This is a genomic window from Archangium sp. (genome assembly GCF_057119385.1).
This window is the reverse complement of sequence record NZ_DBNGVP010000024.1, coordinates 1-24883: the sequence shown is the minus strand read 5'-3', so window position 1 is coordinate 24883 and position 24883 is coordinate 1. Positions and strand designations below refer to the sequence as shown.

Here is a 24883-nt window from a genome sequence, read left to right as displayed (position 1 = left end):
GGGGCAGCTCGCCTGGAGGATGCAATTGGACACCTTCGGGCTTCCACCCCGACAACCTCCGGTTCGCGCCCGACGGCTCCCTTCTCGCGACAGGGCACCCGAACTCCATCGCCGTCGTGGGCCTGTGTGGATTCCTGCTCGGGTGCGGCATCGGGACGGAGGTGGCCCGCATCGATCCGGCCACCTTCCAGGCGGCCACACTCTTCGAGCGAGGCGCGAACGAGACCTTCAGCGCGGGCACGAGCGCCATCGTCGTCGGTGACGAGCTCTGGATCGGCTCCTTCGTCTCTCGCGCGCTCCTGATCGTACCGCTCAACGAGCGGATTCAACGCCCGGACGGGCAAGAGAAGAGCCGATGAAGCGGCACGTGCTGATTACCGGGGCCAGCATCGCGGGGCCCGCCATGGCCTGGTGGCTGAACCGCCATGGCATGGCGGCGACAGTGGTGGAACGCGCCCGGGAGTTCCGGGACGGCGGGCAGACCATCGACGTGCGCGGCGCCGGCCGGACGGTGGTCCAACGCATGGGCCTCGAGGAGGCGATCCGCGAACGGACGACGCACGAGGAGGCGGTCGCTTTCGTGGACGCGCGGAACCACGTGCGGGCCCGGATCGGCGTGGAGCAGTTCGGCGGTAACGGTCTTGTCGCGGAGCTGGAGATCCTCCGCGGCGAGCTCGCGCGCTTGCTGGTCGAGCACAGCCGCGACTCGGTCGAGCCACGTTCACGCCGGAGGCACACGCCGTGTTCCGGCGGAGCGCCTCGGGGTCTCACGCGGGTGACAGTGCCCCCGGGAACAAGCGCTGACAACGTGCCCAAATTTCCCCTCGCCCTCCGGGAGAGGGGATATTTCCACGAGGGGATATTTCCACGGACAAGGATTAGAGCGGCGAGTCCAGGAAGCCGGGCCGGAACTCCGTCACCTGTCCGCCGCTGAAGGAGAAACGGCCGCCGAACTCGGGGCGCTCGTCGTTGATGACGTACCCGAAGTCCAGACGGAACGGGTACGTGTTGAACTGGGGGAAGAGCAGCCGCAGCCCCACGCCCACCGAGTGCACGAAGCGGGGGCTCTCATCGAACGCCGAGCCACCGTCGTAGAAGAGCACGCCGCCCAGGTGCACCGTGTAGAGGATGAGCGGCCGGGTGCGGTACTCCACGTTGAGCAGCGCCATGCGCTTTCCCGAGTAGGCCTCCGGCTGCGCCCCCCGCAGTCCGTTGCCGCCGCCGAGCAGCAACACACGCTCGTTCAGGTCATCGGTGTTCACGTCCAGCAGGCCCCGCACCACGAAGCGCCCGCCGAGCACCTTCGGGGAGACCTGCTGGAACTCCACGGCCCAGCGGCGGTTGATCCACGTCCCCGCCCCCTGCCCCCCGAGAATCCGGCGCACGGAGGCGGCGGTGGCCAGCGAGGAGAGCGCATCCCCCAGGCGCAACCGGTAGCGGCCGGTGAGGCCCACCTCGGCGAAGTTCCCCGCCCCGGCCAGCAGCGCGGGGGCGTAGCGCGCCGAGGCGGTGAGGGAGGGCCCCACCTGGAAGTCCTCGGAGAGGGCGTAGGAGTCCACGTCGCGCATCACCTCGTAGCGCGTCTCCCAGAAGCGCGCGTAGCCGAGTACGTACGTGGCGTCCTCGGCGCGAGGCAGATAGGTGTCCCGCAGCCAGGCGCGCCGGGCCTCGTCCAGCCCGGAGTCCGCGGGAGCCCCATAGCGCCGGTGGTACACGCCCACGCCTCCGCCCGCGTCCACCTTGTAGCGCGAGCCCCAGGAGCGCAGGTACAGCAGGCTCCCGCTCAGCTCGCGCGCATCGTAGATGTAGGGCACCGTGCCGCCCTCGGGGTACGGCAGCGCCCACACCTCGGCTCCACGGAAGACACGGACGGGCTGCACGCGCCACACCGCCTGCGCCTGGAAGCTCCACGGCGTGTCCAGCGAGTAGAAGGGCCGCGTCACCAGCACGCTGCCGCGCGAGCCCTCGAGCTGCCCGTTCTCGCGCCCGAAGATGAGCGAGGCCGTCTCACTGAGGTACCAGCGGCTGCCGCCCAGGCGCGGATCCACGTACGTCTGCCCGAAGCTCACCGAGTCCCGGCGCAGCAGGAAGTCCAGCGCCACCTTCTTGTTCAGCCCCAGGAAGTTCTGCTCGGTGCCCTGCAGCCGCAGCGACTGAATCAACGTGCCCACCACCTGGAAGTCCTGGTTGAGCCGCAGCGACCACAGGTCCTTGGTGATGATGAGCAGCGACACCGTGTCCGGCGTGGAGCCGCGCACCGGCACCACGCGCACCACCGCGAAGATGCCCAGCTTGCGCAGGTTGCGCGCCGTCTCGTACGCCCGCGCCGCCGAGTACGGCGCCCCGGGCTCCAGCAGCACCTCGCGCCGGATGACCGACTCGCGGGTCCGCGCGTGGAACACATTGAGGAACAGCGGGTACGGGTCGCTCGGGGCGACGACGTCCTCGGAGGCCACGAGCACGGCCTCCAGGCGCTTGCCCTCGGGCTCCGGCTCCAGGGTGCGGCCCTCTTCGAGGGACAGGCCCCACTGCACGAGCGCGTCCTCGTAACCCTCGGCGGGCGGGGGCGGGTCCGCCGCCAGCAGGGGGGCGATCAAGAGGGGCAGCCAGGCGAGCGACACGGTCACATCCTGACACGCCGCCAGGGCCCGGGAATACGCTAGTGAACAGCTCCGGCCCCCGCCGGGTTGGAGGGGATTCCCGGGCCGGGCCGGAAGCGGGAGACTTCAGCCTTTCAAGAGATGCACCCCGTAAGGTCCGGACGCAACGTGAAGATTCTCCTGGTAGAGGACAACGAGGACATCCGCGAAGGGCTGACCGATCTGCTCGAGAGCGAGGGCTATTCGGTCTCCGGCAGCGGCACCGCGGAGGAGGGGCTGGCCCGCTTGAGGTCGGACTCGTTCCACCTGGTCATCACCGACTACATGCTGCCCGGGCAGAATGGCGATTGGATGCTGGAGCAGGCGGAGCGGGAGCACCGGCTGCGCGGCACGAGCGCGCTGATGATCACCGCCCACCCCCGGGTCCGTCCTCCCGCGGGCGTGCGGCTGATGCACAAGCCGTTGGACATCGACGACTTCCTGCGCGTGGTCTACGAGTCCATCACCCCATTACGGGCGGTGGGCGGGTAGCGGCGCCGCCCGCAGGTCTCCCCCGCGCGGCGAGGGCAGCTTCTCGCCCCGGGCGATGGCCGACACGATGCCCGCCAGCTGCTCCACCCCATCCGACAGCGCCGCCGGACCCGGCTGCAGGATGAACGAGCTCTTCACCTCGTAGAGCTGATCATCCACCACCGCGCGCACCCGCTCCCAGCCCGGCCGCGAGACGATCTTCTCGCGCTTCGCCTTGCGGCCACACCAGCTGGCGATGACGCCCTCGGGGTCCCTCCGGGCCACCTCGGCCGGGTCGAAGATGCGGCCCTTGGCGCCCTGGGACTCGCGCGACTCGCGGCACACGTCCTCGCCCCCCACCAGCTCCACCAGCTCCGAGCACCAGCGGATGCCGGAGATGAGCGGCTCGTGCCACTCCTCGAAGAAGATGCGGGGCCGGCGCGGCAGCCGCTCCGCCGCCTCCGCGTGCCGCACGAGGTTGCCCTCCAGCTCGTCCGCCAGCTTCTCCGCGGCCTCGGCCCGCCCCACCAGCGCGCCCACCACGCGCACCGTCTGGAGGATTTCGGCGAGCGAGCGCTGGTTGAAGAGGTACACGGGCACCCCGCGCTTGCACAGCTCGCGGCCGATGTCCGCCTGCAGGTCCGAGAAGCCCAGCACCAGATCCGGCTTCAGCTCGAGGATGCGCTCGAAGTTGGCGTCCAGGAAGGAGCTGACACGCGGCTTCTTGCGCGCCTCGGGCGGACGCACGGTGAAACCGGAGACACCCACCACGAGGTCCCCCGCGCCCATGCGGTACAGCGTCTCGGTCGTCTCCTCGGTCATGCAGACGATGCGCTGGGGGTAGTGCGGTGCGGAGGAGAGCAGGGCCTTCAGCCGGTCGGTCATGGGACGCACTGTAAGGCTTCAACGGCCCTGGATCAGCGCCCGTGTGGCCCCCCGGACTTCCTTCCACCCGCCCTTCCGGACCATGCTCTGCCCTACCCCGAGCCGGGGATGGCGATCGACATGACTCCCGTACGCACCCCCTCCCGCACCTGGCTGCTCCTCGTCCTCCTGGCGGTGGCCACGAGCGCCTGTGGCCCCCGCACCAAACAGCAGCGCCAGGCCTACGGCGAGAAGCGGACCGACGAGGCCACGCTGCTGCTCAGCGAGGCGACGAGCCACCTGCGCGAGCTGAACGCGGACCGCGCCGAGCCCCTGCTGGCCAAGGCGAAGGAGGTGCTGGCCCACCCGGACGTGGACCTGTCGCCCGAGGGGGAGATGCTGCGCTCGGAGCTGGCGGAGCTGCAGGCGCGCGTGCCCCGGGTGCGCGAGGAGAAGGTCCGGCGGGAGAAGCAGGCCGTCGCCGAGCGCGAGCGCAAGGAGCTCGAAACGGCGGTGGAGAAGCAGCGGGACGCGGTGGTGGAGGCGCTGTTCGCGGCCAACGAGGCGCTGGATGCGCTCGAGGCGAAGGACGCGGGGAGCGCGCAGGTGACGGCGGCGAGCGAGGCCCTCCAGCGCACCCGGGAGCGGCTGAAGGCGGGCAAGGAGCTGGAGGCGAAGAGCGAGGACTACGCGGCCTCGGCGCGGAGCACCGAGCGGAAGCTGGAGCAGGCGGAGGCGCGGCTGAAGCAGGGGCGGAGGGTGATCGACTTCGTGTCCGGGCCGCTCGGCGGCAGCCAGGAGGCGCCGGCGCTGGAGAAGAAGGCGCGCAAGGAGAAGGACCTCGCGGCGAGGCTCTCGCTCTACACGGAGGTGAGGGAGCGCTACCGGGTGTGTGCGAGCGAGGCGGAGACGCTGCTGTCCGAGATGCCCGAGCTCGCGCGCAGCCCGCTGCCGGTGAAGGGCCGCCCGATGGTGCTCAAGGCCGTCATCCTGGGGTGCAAGAAGAAGGCGGGCCTCACCCAGCGCGCGGTGGTGAAGCTGGAGAAGGCCCAGGTGAAGTGGGAGAAGGCCCGGGAGAAGCGCGAGAAGGCCCGGGAGGCCGCGAGGCAGAAGGCGCTCGCGCGCAAGCGCAAGTAGGCCTCACGACGGCGGGGCCGCCGGCTCCCTCGTCCCCACGGAGAACTCCCCCTGGACTCGCCGCCCGCGTTGACGCGGCGCGTAAGTCCGGCGCGTCAGGGAAGGACTCCCCAGGTGAACCGTCCAGGACGTGACGTCCTGGCGCCGGAGCCGTATTCTCGGCCCCGGGTGACTCGGGATTCCAGCAGCTCCCGGGTTTTCGGTGTCAGCGTGTCTGGTGGTAGCATACGAGACAGGTCACATTTCGTCCCGCCCACCCCGGCGGGCGGCGGGGGAGCTCATGGTTCAAAGCGGCGCGCAACCCCAGAGCGCACCGGCCGACGTCGGAGATCCCCTCATCGGCAGGGTCCTCAACGACAAGTTCCGCATCGTCGAGGCGCTCGGCTCGGGGGGCATGGGCCGCGTGTACAAGGCCGTGCAGTCGCCGCTGGAGCGACTGGTGGCGCTCAAGGTGCTCAACCCCCAGTACAGCGAGGGCAAGGACCCCGGCTTCCAGAAGCGCTTCTTCATGGAGGCCGCCGTCACCGCCAGGCTGCGCCACCCCAACACCGTCACCGTCATCGACTACGGCCGCACGGACGATGGGGTGCTGTACATCGCCATGGAGTACCTGGAGGGGCAGACGCTGGCGCAGCTCCTCACCCAGCAGGGGCCGCTGCCGTGGATGCGGGTGATGAACATCGCCCAGCAGGTGGCGCGCTCGCTGCGCGAGGCGCACCGGGTGGGCCTCATCCACCGCGACCTCAAGCCCGCCAACATCATGGTCCTCAACCAGGAGGACGACCATGACGTGGTGAAGGTGCTGGACTTCGGCCTGGTGAAGTCCTTCCTGCCGGACCGGGGCGGCTCCAACGAGACGGAAATCACCCAGGCGGGCGTCATCCTCGGCTCGCCGCAGTACATGGCGCCCGAGCAGGCGCGCAACGTGTCCGACCCGCGCAGCGACGTGTACTCGCTGGGCGTGGTGATGTTCCAGATGCTGATGGGGCGTCCGCCCTTCCAGGCGGCGCAGAGCATCGACGTCATCTTCAAGCACCTCAACGAGGCCCCGCCCGTCTTCGCCGCCGTGTGGCCCGGCCACACCGTGCCGCAGGAGGCGGAGGCGCTGGTGATGCGGTGCCTCTACAAGCGCCCCGAGGAGCGCTTCCAGTCCATGGACGAGGTGCTGGAGGCCATCCGCCGCGTCGCCGCGTCCGCGGGCTTCAGCGGGGCCTTCTCCAGTCCGCGCAACGCCATCACCAGCGGCTTCACGCCCCTGCCCGGCCCCGGCAGCGGTCCCGTGTCGGGCGCGCAGACCGGCCCCCTGCCCTCTCCCGGCTCCACCGGCGCGAGCACCGTGGCGCTCGACATCGCCGTGGAGGAGGCGCCCGCGAAGCCGGCCGCGCCCCGGCGCACGCTGCCCCTGGCCCTCTTCGCGGCCTCGCTGCTGCTCGGCGTCACGGTGGCCGCGGTGGTGGCCCTGCGCGCCCCCGCGCCCCAGCCTCCTCCGGAGCCCGAGCCCCTCCAGGCGGTGGCCCCGGCGGTGAAGACTCCCGCACCCGAGAAGCCCGCGGCCGAGCAGCCCGCGGCCGAGCCGCCCGCCACCGCGGCGGCCGCGCCCGAGGCCCCGGCCCAGCAGCCCGCCGCCGAGCCCGCGGAGCTGGCCGCTCCGCTCGTCCCGTCCGGGCCCGTGGCCATCCGCTTCGTGATCGACAGCGAGCCCGGTGGCGCCAAGGTGATGTACGGGGGGCGCGTGCTGGGAGAGACGCCCCTGGAGCTGCCGGTGCCCCCCGGCGCCGATGGCCGCGCGAGCGCCCGGCTCACCTTCGCGCTGGACGGCTACCAGCGCGTCACCGCCATCGCCGCGGGCGAGGGGCCGGTGGTGCGCCACACGCAGAAGCTGAAGAAGAAGTCCGGTTCCCGCTCCGCGTCGGACAGGAACTCGGCCGGGTACAAGGACGACCCCTACTGAGATGGTGATGAACCCGACCGCCTTGAAGCGAGCGGGCGCCCTCGCGCTGGTGCTGTACGCGGGGAGTGCCTCCGCGGACGCGCGCCTGGAGGCCCGCCGTCACTTCCGCAGTGGCATGAGCCTCATCGCCCAGGGTCAGTACGACCAGGGCATCGCCGAGCTGCTGGTGGCGTATTCCATCAAGCCGCACCCCAACGTCCTCTACAACATCGCCCGGGCCTACCAGGACGCGGGCCTGTTGACCGAGGCGGCCGACTACCTGCGGCGTTACATCGCCGCCAACCCGCCGGACGTGGCCACGGCGCAGGCCACGCTGGTGAAGCTGGAGGAGTCGCTGCGGGCCGCCGAGGCGGCGAAGCAGGACGAGGCGTCGAAGTCCACCGAGCCGGTGGTGCCCGGGAAGAAGCCCGCGCTGCCGCCCATGCCCGCGGCGCCCGGAGGGGCCGAGGCGGCCCGCTCGCTCGCGGTGCTGGTGGAGCGCTTGGAGAAGGCCATCGCCCGCGCCGAGTCCCTGCCCGCGACGCCGGCCCCCAGCCCCTCCGCGCAGCCCGCGCCGGCCGAGGCCGAGGCCGCCAGCACCGAGGCCAGCTCCGACGAGGAGGAGGGAGCGGTGCCCTACGAGGAGCGCGTGGTGACGGCCAGCCGCCGGGCCCAGTCCTCGCTGGAGGCCCCCAACGCCACCACCGTCATCACCGCCGAGGACATCCGCCTGTCGGGCGCCACCACCCTGCCGGAGCTGCTGCGCCGCGTGCCGGGCGCCGACGTGATGATGCTGGGGCCGGGCAGCGCCAACTTCTCCGTGCGCGGCTTCAACCAGCGCGTGGCCAACAAGGTGCTGGTGCTGGTGGACGGCCGCACCGAGTACCAGGACTTCCTGGGCATGACGCTCTGGTCCTCCATCCCCGTGGAGTTGGAGGACATCGAGCGGATTGAAGTCATCCGCGGCCCGGGCAGCGCGCTCTACGGCGCCAACGCGATGCTGGGCGTGGTCAACATCATCACCCGTGCGCCGGGCACCGGCCCCAAGGCGCGCTTCCAGGCCCACGCCGGCAACGCCAACGTCGCGGGCGGCAGCTTCGTGAGCCATGGCGGCTCGGGCGGGCTGCGCTACCGCGCCTCGGCGGCGTACTCGCAGGCGGACAAGTGGAGCCGGGACTTCGCGGAGGACCGGCCGGACGTGGCGGTGGTGGACCCGCAGCCGAACCTCGGCCTGCGCAGCGCGCGCGGCAACCTGGCCACCAGCTACAAGTTCGGCTCGGGCGCCGAGCTGGGCGTGTCCGGCGGCGTCAACCGCCTCTACACGGAAATCTACCCGCTGGGCCTGCTGCGCAACTTCTACCTGGACGGGGTGAGCGCCTTCGCCAAGCTGGACGTGGGGCTGGGGCCGCTCAAGGTCAAGGCCTTCTGGAACCACCTCGGGATGGACGCGGGGCCGCAGTACGAGGCCGTGGGGCAGCGCTCACTGGCCACGCGCGTGGAGTCCAACCTCTTCAACGGCGAGGTGCTCTACAGCAAGGGCTTCCAGCTGCTGGGCGAGCACCAGGTGAACGTGGGCGTGGAGGGCCGCCTCAAGCGCGTGGCGTGGAGCTACCTGGGCCCGCTGCGCGAGGAGTTCCACGCCGCGGCCTACGTGCAGGACGAGTGGCGGCTGGCCCAGCCCCTGCGCGTGGTGGCCTCCTACCGCGTGGACCGGCACCCGCTGCTCGACAAGGGGCAGCCGGGCCTGGCGCACTCGCCGCGCATCTCCGCCCTCTTCATGCCCTTCGAGGGCCATGCCTTCCGCGCCAGCGCGGCCTCGGCCTTCCGCGAGCCCACGTTCCTGGAGAGCTACATGGGCGTGCGCGTCCCCATCCCGGGCGTCAACGGCGCCAGCGCGCTGTCCCTGGGCAACCGGGCGCTCCAGGCCGAGCGGATGGTGGCGCTCGAGCTGGGCTACCGCGGCGAGGCGCCGGAGCTGGGCATGGACTGGGACGTGGCGCTCTTCCAGGACACGGTGACCAACCTCATCCACCTGTCCGCCGTGCGGCCCCTGCCCGCGGGCGAGTCCTGGGACTCGGAGACGGGCACGTACCTGCTGGGCCGCTCCCTCTTCGAGAACGAGGCGGCCGTCTACACCGCGCGCGGCGCCGAGGCCGGCGTCACCCTGGCCCCGGTGGATGGCCTCGGCATCAAGGCCAGCGCCGCCTTCCAGCAGGTGACGGCGGATGGAGAGAAGGGCCTGTGCGGCCCCTGCAGCCAGACGCCCCAGGTGAAGCTCTTCGGCGGCGTCACCTACCGCACGCGCCAGGCGCTGGAGTTCGGCGTGGACGCGGCCTGGACGTCCTCCACCGTCTGGGTGGAGCGGGAGCCCTCGTCCAAGGATCCCACCGTCATCGAGCCGCTGGCCAACACCCTGCCCGCCTACACCATCATCAACGCCCGCGTGGGCTACACGCCGGTGAAGGACAAGGTGTCGGTGGCGCTGGTGGGCTCCAACCTGGGCCCCGCGCACGCCCAGCACCCCTTCGGCAACCGCATCGAGCGCCGCGTGCTCGCCCTCCTGACGGTGACCCCATGAGCCTCTCCGCTTCCAAGACGCTGGCGGGCCTGGCCCTCGCGTCCGTGCTCGCCACCGGCTGCGAGCCCCCGCCCGTGGTGCCCACCGCGGACCAGCGCCAGAACCAGCGGCTGTCCCGCATCGAGGGCCAGGTGGTGGTGCAGAGCCGCGCGCGCGGCAACGCCATCGTCCTGCTCTACGACGCCGCCCGTCCGCCTCCGCCCCAAGGCGCGGGCCGCCCGCTGAGCTTCACCGTCATTCCCGCGCAGAAGCTCTTCGGCCCGGCGGACCCGGCCTCCTCCGGCCCCTTCACCGCGCCCTTCTCCTTCAGCCTCGTGGCCCCGGGGCGCTACCTGCTGCGCGGCTTCATCGACGCGGACACCTGCGTCACGGGCGCCTCGCCCTGCCACGGGCCGGACTTCATTCCCTGGTACGGCATCACCGGCGAGCCCAACGCCGGAGACGTGGGCGGCGCCGCGGTGGACCCGCTCACCCGCGTGCCACGCGTGGTGGAGGTGGCCGCGGGCGCGGACGGGGCGCTGCAGGCCGCCACCGGCGTCATCGTGAGCTTCAGCGACTCGAGCGCCATTCCCCTCGAGCGGCCCGCCTTCCGCGTGGAGGGCGGCGCCCGGTTCGACCCCGCGGCGGGCCTCAAGCGGCTGGACCTCTGGCCCCTGCAGGTGCGCGAGGGGGTGGTGTCCGCGGGTGCTCCCGCCCTGGTCGTGCGCTACGTGGACGACAACGGCGACGGCGTGCCCGATGACGCCAACAGTGACGGCCAGCCGGACCTGTGGCCGCGCGTGCTGGTGCGCAAGCTGGCCGACGCGGAGGGGCTCAGCGGCTCGCAGACGCTCGCCGACGAGAACGACCTGGACCGGGATGGCCTCCTGGATGCCACGGGCGCCGACTACCTCCGGACCGATGGCACCCTCGACGGGCTGCCGGACCAGGTGGTGCTCGCCGCGGGGCTGGTGGCGGACCCGGTGTATGCCGCGCTGCGCAAGCCGGATGGGACTCCGCGTATGGAAGCCGTGGCCGTCCCTTCACTGGGAGTGTACATCCAACCCCATGCGTTCGACGTGAGGGACCCGTCCAACCGGGTGATGCTGAAGTCGGTGCCGCCCGGCCGCTACGCCCTCACGCTCGTCCAGTTCACCGGCCAGACGTGGCGCGTGCCCAACGAGCTCTCCCCCTCCCTGGCGGAGGAGGACGGGCTGCCCGCGGTGGAGAGCCAGTCGTTCGTGGTGGAAGTGCCGTGAAAAAGCCTCATCCCACCGGCGCGAAAAACTCCAGGGCTGGACGACGGGCCACTTTGACTTCGCGTTGTCCGTCGGACAACATACAGTAGGAATTCCCGGACAGGGATGTGGAGGGGGGACAGTGCAGGGAGACTCTCCAATGAAGCCGGCAACTGTTGTGCCCGAAGCAGCGGCGACCTCGTCGCCACGTCCGACGTCGGCCGCCAACGAGCCGCCGCGGCCAGTTGCTGCCCCCACCGGGCCGGCGCTGACACCGGCGCCCCTCAGCGAGCCGTCGCGTCCATTCGGCGTGCTCAACGCCGAGACGGCCAAGGCCTTCGCGGCCGCGGCCTCCAGCGAGACGCGCGCCTTCGCCCGCCCGGATCCCGCGGTGCAGCCCCAGCGCGTGCTGCTGGTGGATGACAGCCGCTCCATCCGGACGCTGCTGAAGATCTACCTGATGGCGCGCTCCTTCGAGTACATCGAGGCCGAGTCGGCCGAGGCGGGCTTGAAGGTGCTGGAGACGCAGCCGGTGGACCTCATCCTCACCGACTTCCACATGGACGGGATGAACGGCGCGGACTTCGCGGCGACGGTGCGGGCCAGCAAGGACGCCAAGGTCTCCAAGATTCCCATCCTGATGATGACGGGAGACGCCAACGCCGCCGAGGTGCGCAACAAGGGCCAGAAGGCGGGCATCAACGCCTTCGTGCGCAAGCCGGTGAGCTGCGCCCAGCTGATGACGCTGGTGGACACCATCCTGCCGCCGGCCAAGAAGGCCTGAGGGGCCCCTGGGACTGGCGGGCGAGCAGCCACGCAGATGGCCCTCCTCACCCGGAGGACCCCTCCTGGCCACCGCCGCCCATGCCGCGCCCGCGGTGGTGAAGGTGTTCGAGGCGGCGCTGGCTCCGGCGGGAGGCCACCCCGCCCCGGCGAGTGAGCGGTGACGCAACTTCCAATATGCTCGGGCATCAGCCCCCCAGCGTATGAGCCGCCTCTGCCTCCACCTCTTCGGTCGTCCCGCCCTCTCGAGCGAGGGTGCGCCGCGGGAGGTGGCGCGGCGAAAGCTCCTCGCGCTCCTGGCCTATATGGCGCTCTCGAACCGGCCGTACGGCCGCGCCGAGCTGGCCACGCTGCTCTGGCCGGACCTCGAGGAGCAGAAGGGCCTGGCCGTGCTGCGCAGCACCCTCTGGGAGGGAAGCCAGCTTCTGGGCAAGGACTGGTTGGAGGCGGATCGCAAGGAGGTGCGGCTGCGCCCCGGCGCCCACCTCTGGGTGGATGTCTCCCGCTTCGAGCAGCTCGTCGAGGAGGCGCGCTCCAGGTCCTCCCAGCGGGAGGCGCACGCCACCGTGCTGCCCCTCCTCACCGAGGCGGCCTCGCTCTACCGGGGAGATTTCCTCGAGGGCTTCTCCCTGCGTGACACCGAGGTATTCGACGAGTGGCGCATCCTCCAGGCCGAGCGGCTGCGCAACCGGATGACGGCGCTGCTGGAGCAGCTCGTTCATCTCCACCTCGAGCAGGGACAGCCCACCCAGGCCCTCGCCTGCGCGCAGCGGCTGGTGGCCCTCGAGCCCACCCATGAGCCGGCCCACCGCCACCTGATGCGCCTGTATGCCCAGAGCGGCCAGCGCACGAAGGCCCTCGAGCAGTATGCGAGCTGCGTGCGCATCCTCTCCGAGCAGCTCGCGGTGATGCCCGAGGAGGAGACGCGGCGGCTTCAGGAGTCCATCAGGGCATGCCCCCTGCCCCCCCAGGCCCCGCGCTCCGCCGAGGGCCTCCCCTCCCCGCGCCTGCCCGCGGAGCTCCCCGCGCCCACCACGGCCCTCATCGGGCGTGTCAGCGAGCTGGCGCTCATCTCCCAGCGGCTCGCGGCGGACGGCTGCCGACTGCTGACCCTGGTGGGGCCCGGCGGCGTGGGCAAGACGAGTCTGGCCCTCGAGGCCGCCCGGGCCTACTCCACGCTCCATGGCGGTGGCGCCCATCTGGTCTCCCTGGCCGGGGTGGATGAGCCCGGACTGCTCGCCTCCGCCATCGCGGACGCGCTCGCGCTCCCCGCCGCTCCCTCCGACACGCCCGAGGCGCTGGAGGCCCGGCTCCTCGAGCACCTGCGCTCCCGGCCCCTGCTGCTCGTCCTGGACAACTTCGAGCACCTGCTCGGCGCCACCCCCCTGGTGGCCCGCCTCCTGGCACACGCGCCCGGGCTCCGGCTGCTCGTCACCTCGCGCGAGCGGTTGGATCTGCGCGGCGAGTGGGAGCTGGCCCTGGAGGGACTGCCCGCCGGCGGCTCCGAGGCCGTGGAGCTCTTCGTCCGGGCCGCCACCCAGACGGATGCGTCCTTCTCCCTGACACCCGACGGCGCGGCGTGTGTCACGCGGCTCTGCCAGCGGCTGGGCGGCATGCCCCTGGGCATCGAGCTGGCGGCCGCCTGGGTGCGGCTCATGCCGCTCGAGGAGATCGCCTCGCGCATCGAGGAGGATCTCGACTTCCTCGCCGGGCCCCGCGACGCCCCGGAGCGGCAGCGCGGCATGCGCGCCACCTTCGCGTACTCCTGGAGGCTGCTGTCCGCCGCGGAGCAGGGCGCCCTGCGCCGGCTGAGTGTCTTCCGGGGGAGCTTCACCCGGGGGGCCGCCCAGGAGGTGGCGGGCGCCTCGCTGGAGCTGCTCGCTTCGCTGATGCGCAAGTTCCTCGTGCGGCGCACCGCGGCGGGGCGGCACGTGCTGCACGAGCTCATCCGCCAGTACGCCGCCGAGCAACTCCACGCGCTGCCCGAGGAGGACGTGCGGACCCGGGAGCTCCATGCCGCCTGGTACGCCGCGCGCCTGGAGGCGTACCGGCCAGCGCTCGAGGGGCCGGAGGCGCGGACCGCGCTCGCGGCGCTGGAGCCGGAGTGGGACAACGTCCGCGCCGCCTGGGCCCATGCCGTGGAGCATGGGCGGCTCGCGGTGCTCCAGCAGGCGCTCGACGGTTTCTGCCTCGTCCATGAGCTGCGGGGCCACCGCGCGGAGGTCTCGGAGGCGCTCCGGCGGGCCCTCTCCCGGGTCCGCCAGGTGTCCAGCGCCAGCGCTCCGGACGCGAGGGAGCCCCGCTTGCTGCTGGGCCGGTTGCTGGCACGGCTGGGACGCCTGTGCCTCGAGGGGGAGACGCAGCGCGAGGCGGCGGGGCTGCTCGCGGAGAGCCAGGGGGTGTTGAGCCCGCTCGACGTCCCAGGGGAGCTGCGCTTCACCCTGGAGGCCGCCGGGAGGCTCGCCCTGCTGCAAGGGGACCACTGCGCGGCCCTCTGGTGCTTCCGCGGCTGCCTGGCCCTCAGCAAGACACTGGAGGACCGGCGCGGGGTGGCGCACTCGCTCGGCGAGTTGGCCGCCGTGGCCATGAGCCAAGGAGACGCCGGGGCGGCCCGGCGGCTCCTGGAGAAGAGCCTGGACGCCTCGCGGGCCCTGGGGGACGAGCGCCAGGTGGCCACGGGCCTCGGCCGCCTGGGGCACCTGCTCGCGCAGGAGGGAGACCTGGAGGGAGCCCACCGCGCCTACCACGACGGGCTGCGGCTGCTGGAAGCATTGGAGGAGCCCCAGCGCACTGCGGAGCTGCTCGGCAGCCTGGCCCGCGTGCTCTGCCTGCGGGGTGACCTCGACGGCGCGTGGCGCTGCTGCGAGCGGCAGCTTCGTCTCGGCCGTGAGCTGGAGCACCCGGAGCTCCAGGCCCGTGCCCTCCTCGGGCTCGGGCGCGTGGCGTGCCAGCGCGAGGAGGGCGCGGAGGCCCGGCGCCTGTGTGAGGAGGGCCTGGCGCTCTACCGCAAGCTCAACGCCCGCCAGGGCATCACCGAGTCGCTCATCTGTCTGGGCCGTATCGCCTCGGCGGCGGGCGAGCCCGAGCGGGCCCGCGGCCACTTCCACGCCGCGCTCGAGATGGGCATGGAGGTGGGCGCCACTCCGCAGGTGCTCGAAGCGCTGGTGGGCCTGGCCGAGCTCCTGGCCCCGGCGGCCCTCGCTCCCCGGACGCAGCGGGCCCTGCGGCTCATCTCCACGCACCCGGCCGCGGAGCGCTCCACCCGGGAGCAGGTGGCGCGCCTGCTCACCCCCGGCGAGGCGCCCGGCGGCCAGCTTCCCCCCGCGCGGCCCACTCCCGAGCTGTCCGCCCTCGTCGCCGACGTGCTGGGCACCCCGCCCTGAGCGGGTGCTCCCTGGCTTGAATTCCGGCCCGGGCCCCGGTCATCATCGCGCTCCACCTCTCCTCGGCCTCCCGCGCCGGTCCCACCCCGCTTCGCCCAGGAAAGAGCCGATGTCCTTCAACGAGCTCGATGAGCTCCTCGCGGAGGATGTTCCCTCCGGCCCCGATGCCGAGCAGCTCCCCCTCCTCGTGGTGGTCGACGACGATGCCACCATCCGCAAGTCCCTCCAGGCCGTGCTGTCCCCCCGCTACCGCGTCGTCCTCTGCGCCTCCGCCCGGGACGGGGTGGCCGCCGTCACCGAGGAGGTGTGCGCCGTCATCCTCGACGTGAAGATGAAGGGCTACGACGGCTTCTGGGCCTGCAATGAGATTCGCAAGAGCCATCCGGACGTCCCCATTTCTACTCGGCCTACCAGGACCTGAAGGACCCCTACGACATCATCAATGAGCACCGGCCCTTCGGCTACATCACCAAGGATGGCTCCACCGGCCGGTTGCTGGAGTCCGTGGACATCGCCGTGCGGCTCTACAAGATGACGTTGGACAACAAGAAGCTGGTCTCCCGGCTGGAGCAGCAGCTCAAGCTGCGGCGGAGTCCGGCGTCCGCGCCAGAGCAGGAGCCGCCCGCGCGGAAGAAGGGCCGCCCCGCGAGCCGATGAGCCACTGGCGGGCGAGGCTGCTGCTCCCGGCTCTCCTGATCGCGGTGGGGGCCGTGTTCCCCGTCCGGGCCCAGACGCCGCCCGGCGCGCTGCCCTTCGTGCGGTACGGGGCGGAGGTGGGCTTCGGCCAGTGGAACGTGCGCGACATCGCCCAGGACTCGCGCGGCGTCCTCTGGGTCGGCACCGATGACGGCATCTACCTGTACGACGGCCACCGCTTGCGGCGCGCGGAGCACCAGGGGCTGCCCTCGGCGTACATCTCCCGGCTGGTGGCCGGCGCCCACGGCGACATGTGGTGCGCGACCCTGGAGGGAGGGGCCCGGTGGCACGCGGGCCAGTGGAGCCCGTATGGCGCCGCCCAGGGCCTGCCCGGCGCCTGGGAGGATGTGCGGGTGGATGAGACCGGGCGCGCCTGGGTGGCCACCCAGCAGGGGCTCTTCTGGGAGGAGGAAGGGCGCTTCGCCCGGGTGCCCGGGTGGCCCGGCGGGGTGCCCCTGGCGCTCTGGAGCGAGCCGGGCGGGGGACTGTATGCGGTGACGGCGGGCGCGCTCCACCACCGGGAGCCGGACGGCCGCTGGCGCACCTGGGGCGAGGCGCAAGGGGTTCCTCGCGAGGGACTCCGCCAGGTGGCGCGCGACGGCGCGGGCCGGGTGTGGATCTGGGGCAACTACAGCATGTGGCGGTTGCCGGCGGGCGCCCGTGCGTTCGAGCCGGTCCCCGGGCTGGAGGCGAACCGCTCGCTGTGGAGGGCCGTGAGAGATCGCCACGGCAGGCTGTGGCTGGGCTCGGACAAGGGGTTGGTGGAGGTGGGCGAGGACGGGCGGCCGCACGGCGTCACGGGCCCGCCGACGCAGCGGGTGGCGGTGGCCTTCGAGGATCGCGAGGGCTCGCTCTGGGTGGGAGGGCTCGGGCTCTTCCGCCTGGCGGGTGGGGGCCTGTGGCGCACGCACTCCGTCGCGCAGGGGCTGCCCTCCGCCGAGGTCTGGGCCATCCACCGGGAGGAGGGTGGCCGGTTGTGGGCCGGCACGAGCCAGGGGCTGGCGAGGGCCACGGCCGAGGGCTGGGTGCCGGTGGCGGAGCTGCCGCCGCGGGCCGTGCGCGGCATCTACCAGGAGCCTGGCGGCGGCGCCCTGTGGCTGAGCGGTGGCTGGGCCGAGCTCTTCCGCTATGAGCCGCGCACGGGCGGGCTCGAGCGCTTCGGCCCGGAGCATGGACTGAGCGCGGCGGTCACCCTCGAGGTGGTGCGGGATGGGGAGGGGCGGCTGTGGGTGGCGACGACCGCGGGCGTGCTCCGGGGCGAGCGGCGCGGCACCGGGTGGCGCTTCGTTCCCGTCGTTCTGCCTGGCGGGCCGCCCAACGAGGTCGTCCTGGACGTGGAGGTGGACAGGCGCGGGCGGGTGTGGCTCGCGGGCCATGCGGGGCTCGTCGTGGTGGAGGGCAACGGCCCGCGGCGCTTCACGGTGGCGGATGGGCTGCGCCGCGACTCGGCGAGCTATCTGCTGGAGCGGCGCAGCGGGGAGATGTGCGTCAGCTACTTCCGCGTCGCGGGGATGAGCTGCTTCCGCTACGACGGCGGCACCCCGGGCGGCTTCACCCACCTGGACACCACGCGGGGGCTGGCGAGTGATCGCATCTACCAGCTCGGTGAGGACGCCGCGGGGCGGCTGTGGGTGGGAACGGGCAAGGGGGTGGACGTGCTCGGTCCGGAGGGGGGAGTCCACTTCAGCGTGGCCGATGGCCTGCCCGGGGACGACTGCAGCGCGCGTGCCTTCTGGCTGGACCCGCACGGCGAGGTGTGGGTGGGCACGAGCACCGGGTTGGGGCAGTTCCTGGCGCCGCGTTACACCGGGCCCCCCCGGCCGCCGGAGGCCGTGGTGGCCTCCGTGCGTGCGGGCGGGTGGGCGCTGGAGCCCGGGCCGCACGAGGTCCCCTACCCGCGCAACACGCTGGAAGTGGAGGTGCGGGCGCACACCTTCCTCAACGAGGGGCAGGTGCAGCACCAGGTGCGGCTGGTGGGGCTCGAGCCGGAGTGGCGGGTGCTCGAGGGGCTCCAGGCGCGCTACACCGCGCTGGCGCCCGGCACCTACGAGTTCCAGGCCCGCGCCCGCCACGCGCCCGGGGCGTGGGGCCCCATCGCGAGCTTCTCCTTCGTGGTGCTGCGCCCCTGGTGGCGCACCGGGTGGTTCTACGCCGGGTGCCTGCTGGGGTTGGGGGGGCTGTTCTCCCTGGCCATCCACACCCGGGAGCGCACGGCCCGGAGCCAGCGTGCGCGGCTGGAGGCGCTCGTCACCCAGCGCACGCGCGAGCTGGAGCAGGCCCAGGCGCGGCTGGTGCAGATGGAGCGGGACGCCACCGAGCAGCAGATGGCGGGGGGCTTCGCGCACGAGATGCGCAACGCGCTGACGGGCGCGAAGATGCTGCTGGGGACGGTGCGCAGCGGGGGCGGCGAGCCCGGCCCCAGCCTGTGCGTGCGCAATGGCGCCCTGCTCAAGGAGCTGTACGTGGGGGTGCGCGAGCACCTGCCGCCCGAGGTACGGCCCCGCGTGGCCACGCTTCTCAAGGAGCTCAACGGGAACGAGGCCCGGATGGAGCAGGTGATGCAGGACACGGACGAGGCGCTCGGCCGGGCCCTCTCCGTCACCCAGCTCATCCTGGAGTATGCGCGCCTGGGGCGGGAGCGGCCCAGCCCGGAGCCGACCCGGGTGCTGGAGGTGCTCACGCCCCTGCTGGAGGAGTCGCGCGAGGACTTCGCGGCCCACTCCATCACGCTGCGCCTGGAGGGGAGCACGGACTGCACGGTGGCCGCCAAGCCCATCCACCTGTACTCGTTGTTGAAGAACCTCGTCCTCAACGCGCGCGACGCGCTGGTGGAGAAGAGCGGCCCCGGCGCGCGGGAGATTCGCATCACGCTGGAGGAGGAGCCGGAGTGGGGGGTGCTGCGCGTGGAGGACACGGGCGCGGGCATGCCGTCCGAGGTGCGCGAGCGCATCTTCGAGCCCTTCTTCACCACCAAGCCGGATGAGGGCACGGGGCTGGGCCTGAGCGTCGTGCGCAAGCTGGTGACGCTCTACGCGGGCACCCTCTCGGTGGAGAGCGAGCCGGGACGGGGGACGTGTTTCACCCTGAGGCTCCCGCGGCCCGCCCCGGCGCCACGGGCACGCCCGGCGAGTCCCTGAAGAAAAAGGCCCTGGGACACTCCCGGTGACGGTGCGTGTGACGGTGGTGTGATGCACCTCCGTCATGACGCACTCCACACGTCATTTGCAATCATTGCCCACTCATTCGTTGCGAGGAGAGCCTCCATCATGACGAGCATTTCCCAGCTCGGCGCCACCCGTCCCTCCCTGGCCCCCAGGTCCACGGGCCCCGCCCTCCAGGTGGACGCCGCGGCCTTCGACAACCCTCGCCTGGACAAGGGGCTCGTGTTGTCCCTGGCCTGCGCCGAGGGCAACACCCACAAGGATGGCTCCCAACGCTTCCTGGGGCGCTCGGAAGGGTGTCCGACCGGCTACCCGGCACAGGGCCACGTGGACCCGGGGGATGGGCTGTGGAACAAGGGCCGGCTCTCCTACGCCCCCGCGCGCCACGGGCTGCCGGAGAGCACCTCGGTCGCCGAGTGCGAGCGCCGCGCGCTGGAGCTCGTCAGCAACCGGATGGGTGACATCGAGAACAAGCTGCAGCAGCTCGGCATGTCGCCGGCCAACCCCAACTACCGCTTCGTCGTGGCCACCCTCATGGACTCCGTCAACCAGACGGGAGACGCCTGCTTCCAGGGCAAACACAGCCTGTGGAACGAGCTGCCGCAGGCCCTGCGCGAGCTGGGCCAGGGGAAGGATCCCCTGCAGGTGATGACCGATTGCCGCATCCGCTCGCATGCGAAGGATGACGGGAGCTGTGGCAGCTTCAACGGGAGCTGGGCGGAGACCCGCTCCGACCAGGCGCGCCGCGTCGGGGAAATCCACGACTGCCTCAAGCTGCACGGTGGGGTGTCTCCCACGGCGGGGGCGGGGACCGCCTCCCCCCCCGCGGGCACGCCGGGCAGCTCGGGTCAAAGCGGGTTCGATCCGAAGCCGGTGGTGCCCTCCAACCCGGTGCTCGGCGGCGTCCCCGTCTCCACCGGGCTGCTGGCCAGGGGGAGCGAGGGCCCCGCGGTGCGCGGCCTCCAGGAGAAGCTCAACCAGGCCGGGGCGCGGCTGGAGACGGATGGCAGGTACGGCCCGGACACGGAGCAGGCCGTCCGCGACTTCCAGGCCCGCCACAACCTCCCGCCGGACGGCGTGACGGGCCCGCTCACCCTGCGGGCGCTGGACAAGGCCGCGGGCGTGCTCACGCGGGGGGCCGAGGGCGCCGCGGTGCGGCAGCTCCAGGAGAAGCTCAACCAGACGGGGGCCCAGCCCCGCCTCGACACCGACGGCGTCTACGGCGAGCGCACGCAGCAGGCCGTCCGTGACTTCCAGAAGCAGCAGGGGCTGAGCATCGACGGCATCGCGGGGCCGGAGACGCTGCGCAAGCTGGAGACGGCGCCGCGCGCCCCCGCCCCCAGCACTCCCGTCACGCAGCCCTCGAAGGGGACTCCGGCCTCCAGCGGCGTGTCGGGCCTCCTGCGGCCCATCGTCCAGCAGGACGCCACCAGCTGCGGCCTCGCCTCGGTGGCGATGATCGCCAACGCGGCCAACCAGAAGGCGGGCACCGGAGCGCGGCCCATCGACGACCAGGATCTGCGGCGCGAGAACGGCGGTGGCACCGGCTACCTGCCCGACGTGCTCAACGGCCACCTCCAGGGCACGGGCTTCCGCGCCACCAACGAGGACTGGTCGGGGGGAAGCTGGGACGCCATCGAGAAGTCGCTCCAGTCCGGCAACCCGGTGATGATCTCCACCAACGGCGAGTTCTCGGCCTCGGGCTACGGCCACTACGTCGTGCTCACCCAGATGGAGGGCAACCGCGTGCAGTACGCCGACCCGGCGGACGGCCAGCTCAAGTGGACCACCCGGGACATCCTCGACGCCCAGCCGGCGCACACGGACGGGCGCTGGTTCTCCCGGCTCGTCAAGGAATAGCCCAGGCGTAGCGGCCCTGCCAGACCCCGAGCAGACCCATGCCTTCGCTCTTCGACCCCTACGGCCTCTCGCGGCCCGAGACGCAGCAGAACCCCTACCCCTGTTACGAGCGCCTGCGGCGGGAGGCGCCGGTCTACTTCTCCGAGGTGTGGAAGGGATGGCTCCTCACGCGCCATGCCGACGTGCTGACGGGGTTCCGCGACGCGCGCCTGTCTTCCAACCGCTCCGGCATGTTCGCACGCTACCTGCCACCGGAGCAGCAGGAGCGCCTGCTCCCATTGACGCGCAACGTCGCCGCGTGGGCCCTGCACATGGATGCGCCCGGCCACACGCGGGTGCGCTCGCTCATCAACAAGGCCTTCAGCCCCCGGCTGGTGGAGGCGCTGCGCCCGCGCATCCAGGAGCTGGTGAACAGGCTCCTGGATGAGGTGGAGGGCACCGGGTGCATGGAGGTGGTGAGGCATCTGGCCGCGCCGCTCCCGGTCATCGTGATCGGCGAGATGATGGGCCTGCCCCGGGAGGATTTCGGGCAGCTCAAGTCCTGGTCGGACAACATGTCCCGCTTCTTCGGTGCCGTGGCGCGCGCTCCCGAGCTGCTGGAGGAGGCGCTGCGGGCGATCCAGGAGATGGAGGACTACTTCCGGCGCCTCCTCGTCCAGCGGCGCGAGCAGCCAGGGGAGGATCTCCTGAGCGCTCTGGCGCGGGCGGAGGAGCAGGGCCGGCTGCTCAGTGAGCAGGAGTTGCTGTCCACCTGCATGATGGTGCTGTTCGGCGGCCACGAGACCACCACCGCCCTGCTCTCCAACGGGCTGTACGCGCTGCTGCGCCACCCCGAGCAGTGGGCGCTGCTGCGGCAGGAGCCCGAGCGGGTGCCGATGGCGGTGGAGGAGTTGTCGCGCTACGAGAGCCCGGTCCATCGCATGTCCCGCATCGCACTGGAGGACCTGGAGGTGGGGGGACAGCGGGTGCGCAAGGGAGACCTGGTCTTCCTGGTGATTGGCGCGGCCAATCGGGATGAGGAGGTGTTCGAGTCACCCGAGCGGTTGGACGTGCGGCGCAATCCCAGACAGCACCTGGCGTTCGGCCATGGAGCGCACTTCTGCGTGGGCACGGTGCTGGCCCGGCTGGAGGCCCAGGTGGCGTTGTCCACCGTGCTGCGGCGCTTCCCCCACCTGGCGCTGGAAGAGGAGGCGCCGCGGTGGGCCCAGAACATCGTCATCAGGGGCCTCGAGTCCCTGCCCGTGAGGTGGGGCCCGCCCCGGTGACGCTCTCCACCCACGGCGGGTTCCCGGCCTCGGGCCACGGCCACCATGTCGCCCAACCGGCGCACACGGACGGGCGCTGGTCCTCCCGGCTCGTCAAGGAATAGCCCAGGCGTAGTGCCCCTGCCCGCGGTGGCTCCTCCCGGGGCCCTCGCGGGCACGAGTCCACCCCTTGCCGGGACATGTTTCACGGCGCGGCCCGTACCGGAACCGGAGTACGGGCCGCACCGTGGTCACCAGGCGGGACAGGGGCGCCCGGTCCTGCCTGTTCGCATTGTTGGGATTGCCGCTACGACGGCGCTAGATGCTGCCGACGAAGGTGACGGAGTGACTCTTGAACTTGTCACTCCCGGGCGAGGCGACCCAGGCATAGCTGTCGGTGCTCGACCTCTGGAAGATGAAGTCGTGGCTGTAGTTGTTCCGGAAGAGTCTGAAACCCTCGTAGATGTTGATGTCGGGGTTCCACACGGTGAAGTAGTACTCGTACCAGAACTGGTAGCCGTTGTTGAAGGTGTGGCTGCAAGGCTTCAGGCGGAGGTAGCCATCGATGTTGTTCATCTCCGGCGTCTCGAGGCAGTACTGGAACGCCCCCGCTCCATTGATGTTGACGGCGCTCTTGTAGATGTACACGGGGACCTGGGTGCCCACGCTCTGCGGGTGCTGGGACCGGGTCCAGAGCTGCGCGGTATCGGCACTGTTGCACGTCGTGTAGTACGCGTAGGTGCCGGTTGCACGCAGGCAGCCCCCCCAGTTCTGCTTGATCTGCCACACGGGGGTGGCCATGGCGGAGACGCTCCCGTCAGCCTCTGCGGACTCGCCCAGCTCGGGCAGCCTCGCGAGGGGCTCGGGCTCCATCACCCCGGGGTGGGCCATGTCGCTCACACCAGGGTCGGAGCCGGTCTCGGCGCCTCCGCAAGCGGCGAGGCCGCACAGCAGGGGCAACGTCAGCAATGAGGAGCGCTTCGGGAAGTTCATGTCAACTCCAGTGTGTGCCGGGCCCCATCGCCCGGTGTTGAAACCGTTATCCACTGGTCGCATCACAAGAACATCACGGGAAACGTCACAAAACAGGAAAAGTGAATTTAGACGAGAATCAGTTCGCCCGGCGTCCACGGGCCTTTCACGGCCCAGGCGGTGTGATGAGGGTGTAACGGTTGGATGGTCCTCTGGTTCTCGCGGTCGAGCATGAAAAGAACCGCCAAGGACAAAACATGATGACCCTACCCAAGTCTCTCGGTGCCTCCCTGCTGGCGACCTCGCTCCTCCTGAGCCTGGGGTGCGGAACCGACGAGGGGAGTCCAGAGCGCATCCGCGTGGAGCCGCCGGAGAGGGCTCCGGAAGAGCGCATCGTCACGGCCCAGGCGGATGTCTGGAGTTGTGGATGGCTCTCCAGCTCCTCCACGAATACGACGGGAGGCTGCCCGGCCCCCAACAGGTATCCAGTATGGCATACCTATATCGAGGGCTGTCTGGGCACTGGGGGCCGCGCCACCTCGTGTCAGGACGTCACGCCCCGGGACAACGTGCAGCCGTGCGGGACTGCCTGCCCCGTGGGCTGGACCCAGGTCGGTACCTACTCGAATCCGTCGAAGTGCCAGGGGACGCCCAACTCCACGTACGTCGACTGCCGGAGGTAGGTCCTGCCCCAGGACGGAGGGGGGGCTCCCGGACGGGCTGCCACCTCCTCCTGTCCCCGTTCCTCCGTGTCGTGCGCACGCGAGCTTCCTCCGCCTGGCTCGAGTCCTTGCCGCTGGACCCTTCCGGCCCGTGCCTTCAGGTCCGTTCACGGGGCCTTCAGCTCGTGCGGCAACCAGCAGGCGCCGACCAACCCGACCTCGGCGTCGCGTGAGCCAAGCCGATCATCGGAGCGAAGCGACGCTGGTGCTCCTCACTTCTCCGGCCCTCGAGAATAGCCCCGCGCGTCCAATCCCGGCCGGTGTGGCCGGGGGCGCCAGGGTTCGGAGTCCGCCTACTGCAGGCGTACTTTCAGGTGCTCCACCGTGAAATTGGGCCGCCCCATGAAGGTGTCCAGCAGGCGTTCCTCGACATCGGACTGCTCCCAGACGGCCATTCGCTCGAGCCCGACACACTCCTGGGGCTCGGCATCTCTCGAATTGCCCTCGGTGTCGAAGATCTTGCAGCGACGGAAGTTTCCCACGTCCTGCCTGAATTGGACGATCGGTTGAGCCAGCGACGCCTCAATCTCTCTCCATCCAATGATCTCCCACGACCCCGGCTCCAAATGGCGGACAGCCACCTTGAAGAGGATGGGCTTGGAGGCGATCCGATCAAGGTCCGCGTCAGGGCTTTCAGTCCTGTACTCGTAGAAGGCATCATGCGTTCGCGCAATCGCCCTCCCGTAGCCGAAAGAACCGTCGGCGAGTGGAATTCGCAGAAACGATCCCGGTCTATACAAGCGCACTTTCGCCATTTCTAGTATCCCGTGTAAGGATGAAGTTGACCCCAGACGTCCGTGGCCGCGGCGTGAAACCGCCTGCCCCGGGGATTGTCTTTCGCCACACCGCGCAAGACATTCTCGGTCCGATAGGGCTTCCCGGTGTCGGACCAGGCGCCTCCATGGGAGTCAATCAACTGCTGCTCTCTTCCGCAGATCCGCCAATACGCGGCGTCGTCATATCTTCGGCCATAGTCAATGGCAGCCCCGACATCGAATTGATCAACCGTCGGCGGGGTGAACACAGCCCCCTTCGGCTCGTCGCTCTCGTCGATGTGATGATTCCGTGATCGAAGAATAACGGCCAGAAACACCTGTTCTTCGAGGGGTCTGGTGAGATCGACGACCATGCTGGTTCGCCCCGAGTAGTAGCGGTGGGTATTCCTGTTGAGCCTCGTGTAGGTCGCATAGATGCGGCCCAGCTTTGTCTTTTCATTCTTGCCTGGC

At 71.2% G+C, this 24883-nt stretch carries 20 protein-coding genes; 15 read left to right on the top strand and 5 right to left on the bottom strand.

The window, feature by feature from the left end; translation table 11 throughout:
* The first annotated feature begins 116 nt into the window (after positions 1 to 116).
* Together AC16DP_RS06555 and AC16DP_RS06550 are read left to right on the top strand one after the other, a co-directional pair.
* Entirely contained in the window at positions 117 to 359 is a 243-nt protein-coding gene (locus AC16DP_RS06555; protein ID WP_329730803.1) for a hypothetical protein, read from the top strand.
* Complete coding sequence (locus AC16DP_RS06550) at positions 356 to 934, top strand: Rossmann-fold NAD(P)-binding domain-containing protein (protein ID WP_329730802.1); 579 nt, start codon at positions 356 to 358, stop codon at positions 932 to 934. Before AC16DP_RS06555 ends, AC16DP_RS06550 begins: the two co-directional genes overlap by 4 nt.
* Here AC16DP_RS06550 and AC16DP_RS06545 read toward each other — a convergent pair.
* The gene (locus tag AC16DP_RS06545; protein WP_329730801.1) at positions 879 to 2621 is read right to left on the bottom strand and encodes a BamA/TamA family outer membrane protein; all 1743 of its coding nucleotides are present in this window, start codon (positions 2619 to 2621) and stop codon (positions 879 to 881) included. The genes AC16DP_RS06550 and AC16DP_RS06545 overlap by 56 nt on opposite strands.
* Before the next feature lie 147 nt (positions 2622 to 2768).
* Between AC16DP_RS06545 and AC16DP_RS06540 the strand changes: the two genes are divergently transcribed.
* Positions 2769 to 3131 carry a response regulator gene (locus tag AC16DP_RS06540; protein WP_329730800.1) on the top strand — a complete coding sequence of 121 codons (363 nt, stop codon included), beginning with the start codon at positions 2769 to 2771 and terminating at the stop codon, positions 3129 to 3131.
* Here the strand turns inward: AC16DP_RS06540 and AC16DP_RS06535 are convergent.
* Positions 3111 to 3995, bottom strand: coding sequence for a cobalamin-binding protein (locus AC16DP_RS06535; RefSeq protein ID WP_329730799.1), 885 nt, complete (start codon positions 3993 to 3995; stop codon positions 3111 to 3113). The two genes, AC16DP_RS06540 and AC16DP_RS06535, sit on opposite strands and share 21 nt — an antisense overlap.
* Positions 3996 to 4115: 120 nt before the next feature.
* Here AC16DP_RS06535 and AC16DP_RS06530 point away from each other — a divergent pair, with 120 nt between their 5' ends.
* The 11 genes from AC16DP_RS06530 to AC16DP_RS06480 all read left to right on the top strand — a co-directional run bounded on the left by AC16DP_RS06530 (position 4116) and on the right by AC16DP_RS06480 (position 21984).
* A complete protein-coding gene (locus AC16DP_RS06530) occupies positions 4116 to 5111 on the top strand; it encodes a hypothetical protein (protein ID WP_329730798.1) in 996 nt (331 codons plus the stop codon).
* 280 nt (positions 5112 to 5391) lie between these two features.
* Positions 5392 to 7062, top strand: a complete 1671-nt coding sequence (locus AC16DP_RS06525) for a serine/threonine protein kinase (RefSeq protein ID WP_329730797.1) — start codon at positions 5392 to 5394, stop codon at positions 7060 to 7062.
* Between the two features lie 7 nt (positions 7063 to 7069).
* On the top strand, positions 7070 to 9619 hold the full coding sequence (locus AC16DP_RS06520) for a TonB-dependent receptor plug domain-containing protein (protein WP_329730796.1): 2550 nt from the start codon (positions 7070 to 7072) through the stop codon (positions 9617 to 9619).
* Positions 9616 to 10857, top strand: coding sequence for a hypothetical protein (locus AC16DP_RS06515; protein ID WP_329730795.1), 1242 nt, complete (start codon positions 9616 to 9618; stop codon positions 10855 to 10857). Before AC16DP_RS06520 ends, AC16DP_RS06515 begins: the two co-directional genes overlap by 4 nt.
* A gap of 139 nt (positions 10858 to 10996) precedes the next feature.
* The gene (locus AC16DP_RS06510; protein WP_329730794.1) at positions 10997 to 11620 is read left to right on the top strand and encodes a response regulator; all 624 of its coding nucleotides are present in this window, start codon (positions 10997 to 10999) and stop codon (positions 11618 to 11620) included.
* A gap of 268 nt (positions 11621 to 11888) precedes the next feature.
* Positions 11889 to 15002 carry an ATP-binding protein gene (locus tag AC16DP_RS06505; RefSeq protein WP_329730793.1) on the top strand — a complete coding sequence of 1038 codons (3114 nt, stop codon included), beginning with the start codon at positions 11889 to 11891 and terminating at the stop codon, positions 15000 to 15002.
* A 109-nt stretch (positions 15003 to 15111) separates the two neighbouring features.
* Positions 15112 to 15423 carry a response regulator gene (locus AC16DP_RS06500; RefSeq protein WP_329730792.1) on the top strand — a complete coding sequence of 104 codons (312 nt, stop codon included), beginning with the start codon at positions 15112 to 15114 and terminating at the stop codon, positions 15421 to 15423.
* 71 nt (positions 15424 to 15494) lie between these two features.
* The gene (locus AC16DP_RS06495) at positions 15495 to 15659 is read left to right on the top strand and encodes a hypothetical protein (RefSeq protein ID WP_329730791.1); all 165 of its coding nucleotides are present in this window, start codon (positions 15495 to 15497) and stop codon (positions 15657 to 15659) included.
* A complete protein-coding gene (locus tag AC16DP_RS06490; RefSeq protein ID WP_329730790.1) occupies positions 15656 to 18835 on the top strand; it encodes a sensor histidine kinase in 3180 nt (1059 codons plus the stop codon). Before AC16DP_RS06495 ends, AC16DP_RS06490 begins: the two co-directional genes overlap by 4 nt.
* Before the next feature lie 129 nt (positions 18836 to 18964).
* Positions 18965 to 20719, top strand: coding sequence for a peptidoglycan-binding protein (locus AC16DP_RS06485; RefSeq protein WP_329730789.1), 1755 nt, complete (start codon positions 18965 to 18967; stop codon positions 20717 to 20719).
* A 38-nt stretch (positions 20720 to 20757) separates the two neighbouring features.
* Entirely contained in the window at positions 20758 to 21984 is a 1227-nt protein-coding gene (locus AC16DP_RS06480; RefSeq protein WP_329730788.1) for a cytochrome P450, read from the top strand.
* Between the two features lie 297 nt (positions 21985 to 22281).
* Here the strand turns inward: AC16DP_RS06480 and AC16DP_RS06475 are convergent, their stop codons facing one another.
* Positions 22282 to 22956, bottom strand: coding sequence for a hypothetical protein (locus AC16DP_RS06475; protein ID WP_329730787.1), 675 nt, complete (start codon positions 22954 to 22956; stop codon positions 22282 to 22284).
* Between the two features lie 236 nt (positions 22957 to 23192).
* Here AC16DP_RS06475 and AC16DP_RS06470 point away from each other — a divergent pair, with 236 nt between their 5' ends.
* Positions 23193 to 23618 (top strand): hypothetical protein, encoded by a 426-nt coding sequence (locus tag AC16DP_RS06470; protein WP_329730786.1) that lies wholly within the window; start codon positions 23193 to 23195, stop codon positions 23616 to 23618.
* Positions 23619 to 23950: 332 nt separating this feature from the next.
* Here the strand turns inward: AC16DP_RS06470 and AC16DP_RS06465 are convergent, their stop codons facing one another.
* Positions 23951 to 24412 carry an immunity 26/phosphotriesterase HocA family protein gene (locus tag AC16DP_RS06465; protein ID WP_329730785.1) on the bottom strand — a complete coding sequence of 154 codons (462 nt, stop codon included), beginning with the start codon at positions 24410 to 24412 and terminating at the stop codon, positions 23951 to 23953.
* Positions 24413 to 24414: 2 nt separating this feature from the next.
* On the bottom strand, positions 24415 to 24883 hold a 469-nt coding region (locus AC16DP_RS06460; protein ID WP_483956649.1), incomplete at its 5' end, for a hypothetical protein.

Coding starts and splice junctions, on each gene's coding strand:
- AC16DP_RS06550 (WP_329730802.1), top strand. CDS start 356: ATGAAGCGGCACGTGCTGATTACCGGGGCCAGCATCGCGGGGCCCGCC.
- AC16DP_RS06535 (WP_329730799.1), bottom strand. CDS start 3,995: ATGACCGACCGGCTGAAGGCCCTGCTCTCCTCCGCACCGCACTACCCC.
- AC16DP_RS06530 (WP_329730798.1), top strand. CDS start 4,116: ATGACTCCCGTACGCACCCCCTCCCGCACCTGGCTGCTCCTCGTCCTC.
- AC16DP_RS06525 (WP_329730797.1), top strand. CDS start 5,392: ATGGTTCAAAGCGGCGCGCAACCCCAGAGCGCACCGGCCGACGTCGGA.
- AC16DP_RS06520 (WP_329730796.1), top strand. CDS start 7,070: ATGAACCCGACCGCCTTGAAGCGAGCGGGCGCCCTCGCGCTGGTGCTG.
- AC16DP_RS06515 (WP_329730795.1), top strand. CDS start 9,616: ATGAGCCTCTCCGCTTCCAAGACGCTGGCGGGCCTGGCCCTCGCGTCC.
- AC16DP_RS06510 (WP_329730794.1), top strand. CDS start 10,997: ATGAAGCCGGCAACTGTTGTGCCCGAAGCAGCGGCGACCTCGTCGCCA.
- AC16DP_RS06500 (WP_329730792.1), top strand. CDS start 15,112: ATGTCCTTCAACGAGCTCGATGAGCTCCTCGCGGAGGATGTTCCCTCC.
- AC16DP_RS06490 (WP_329730790.1), top strand. CDS start 15,656: ATGAGCCACTGGCGGGCGAGGCTGCTGCTCCCGGCTCTCCTGATCGCG.
- AC16DP_RS06485 (WP_329730789.1), top strand. CDS start 18,965: ATGACGAGCATTTCCCAGCTCGGCGCCACCCGTCCCTCCCTGGCCCCC.
- AC16DP_RS06480 (WP_329730788.1), top strand. CDS start 20,758: ATGCCTTCGCTCTTCGACCCCTACGGCCTCTCGCGGCCCGAGACGCAG.
- AC16DP_RS06475 (WP_329730787.1), bottom strand. CDS start 22,956: ATGAACTTCCCGAAGCGCTCCTCATTGCTGACGTTGCCCCTGCTGTGC.
- AC16DP_RS06470 (WP_329730786.1), top strand. CDS start 23,193: ATGATGACCCTACCCAAGTCTCTCGGTGCCTCCCTGCTGGCGACCTCG.
- AC16DP_RS06465 (WP_329730785.1), bottom strand. CDS start 24,412: ATGGCGAAAGTGCGCTTGTATAGACCGGGATCGTTTCTGCGAATTCCA.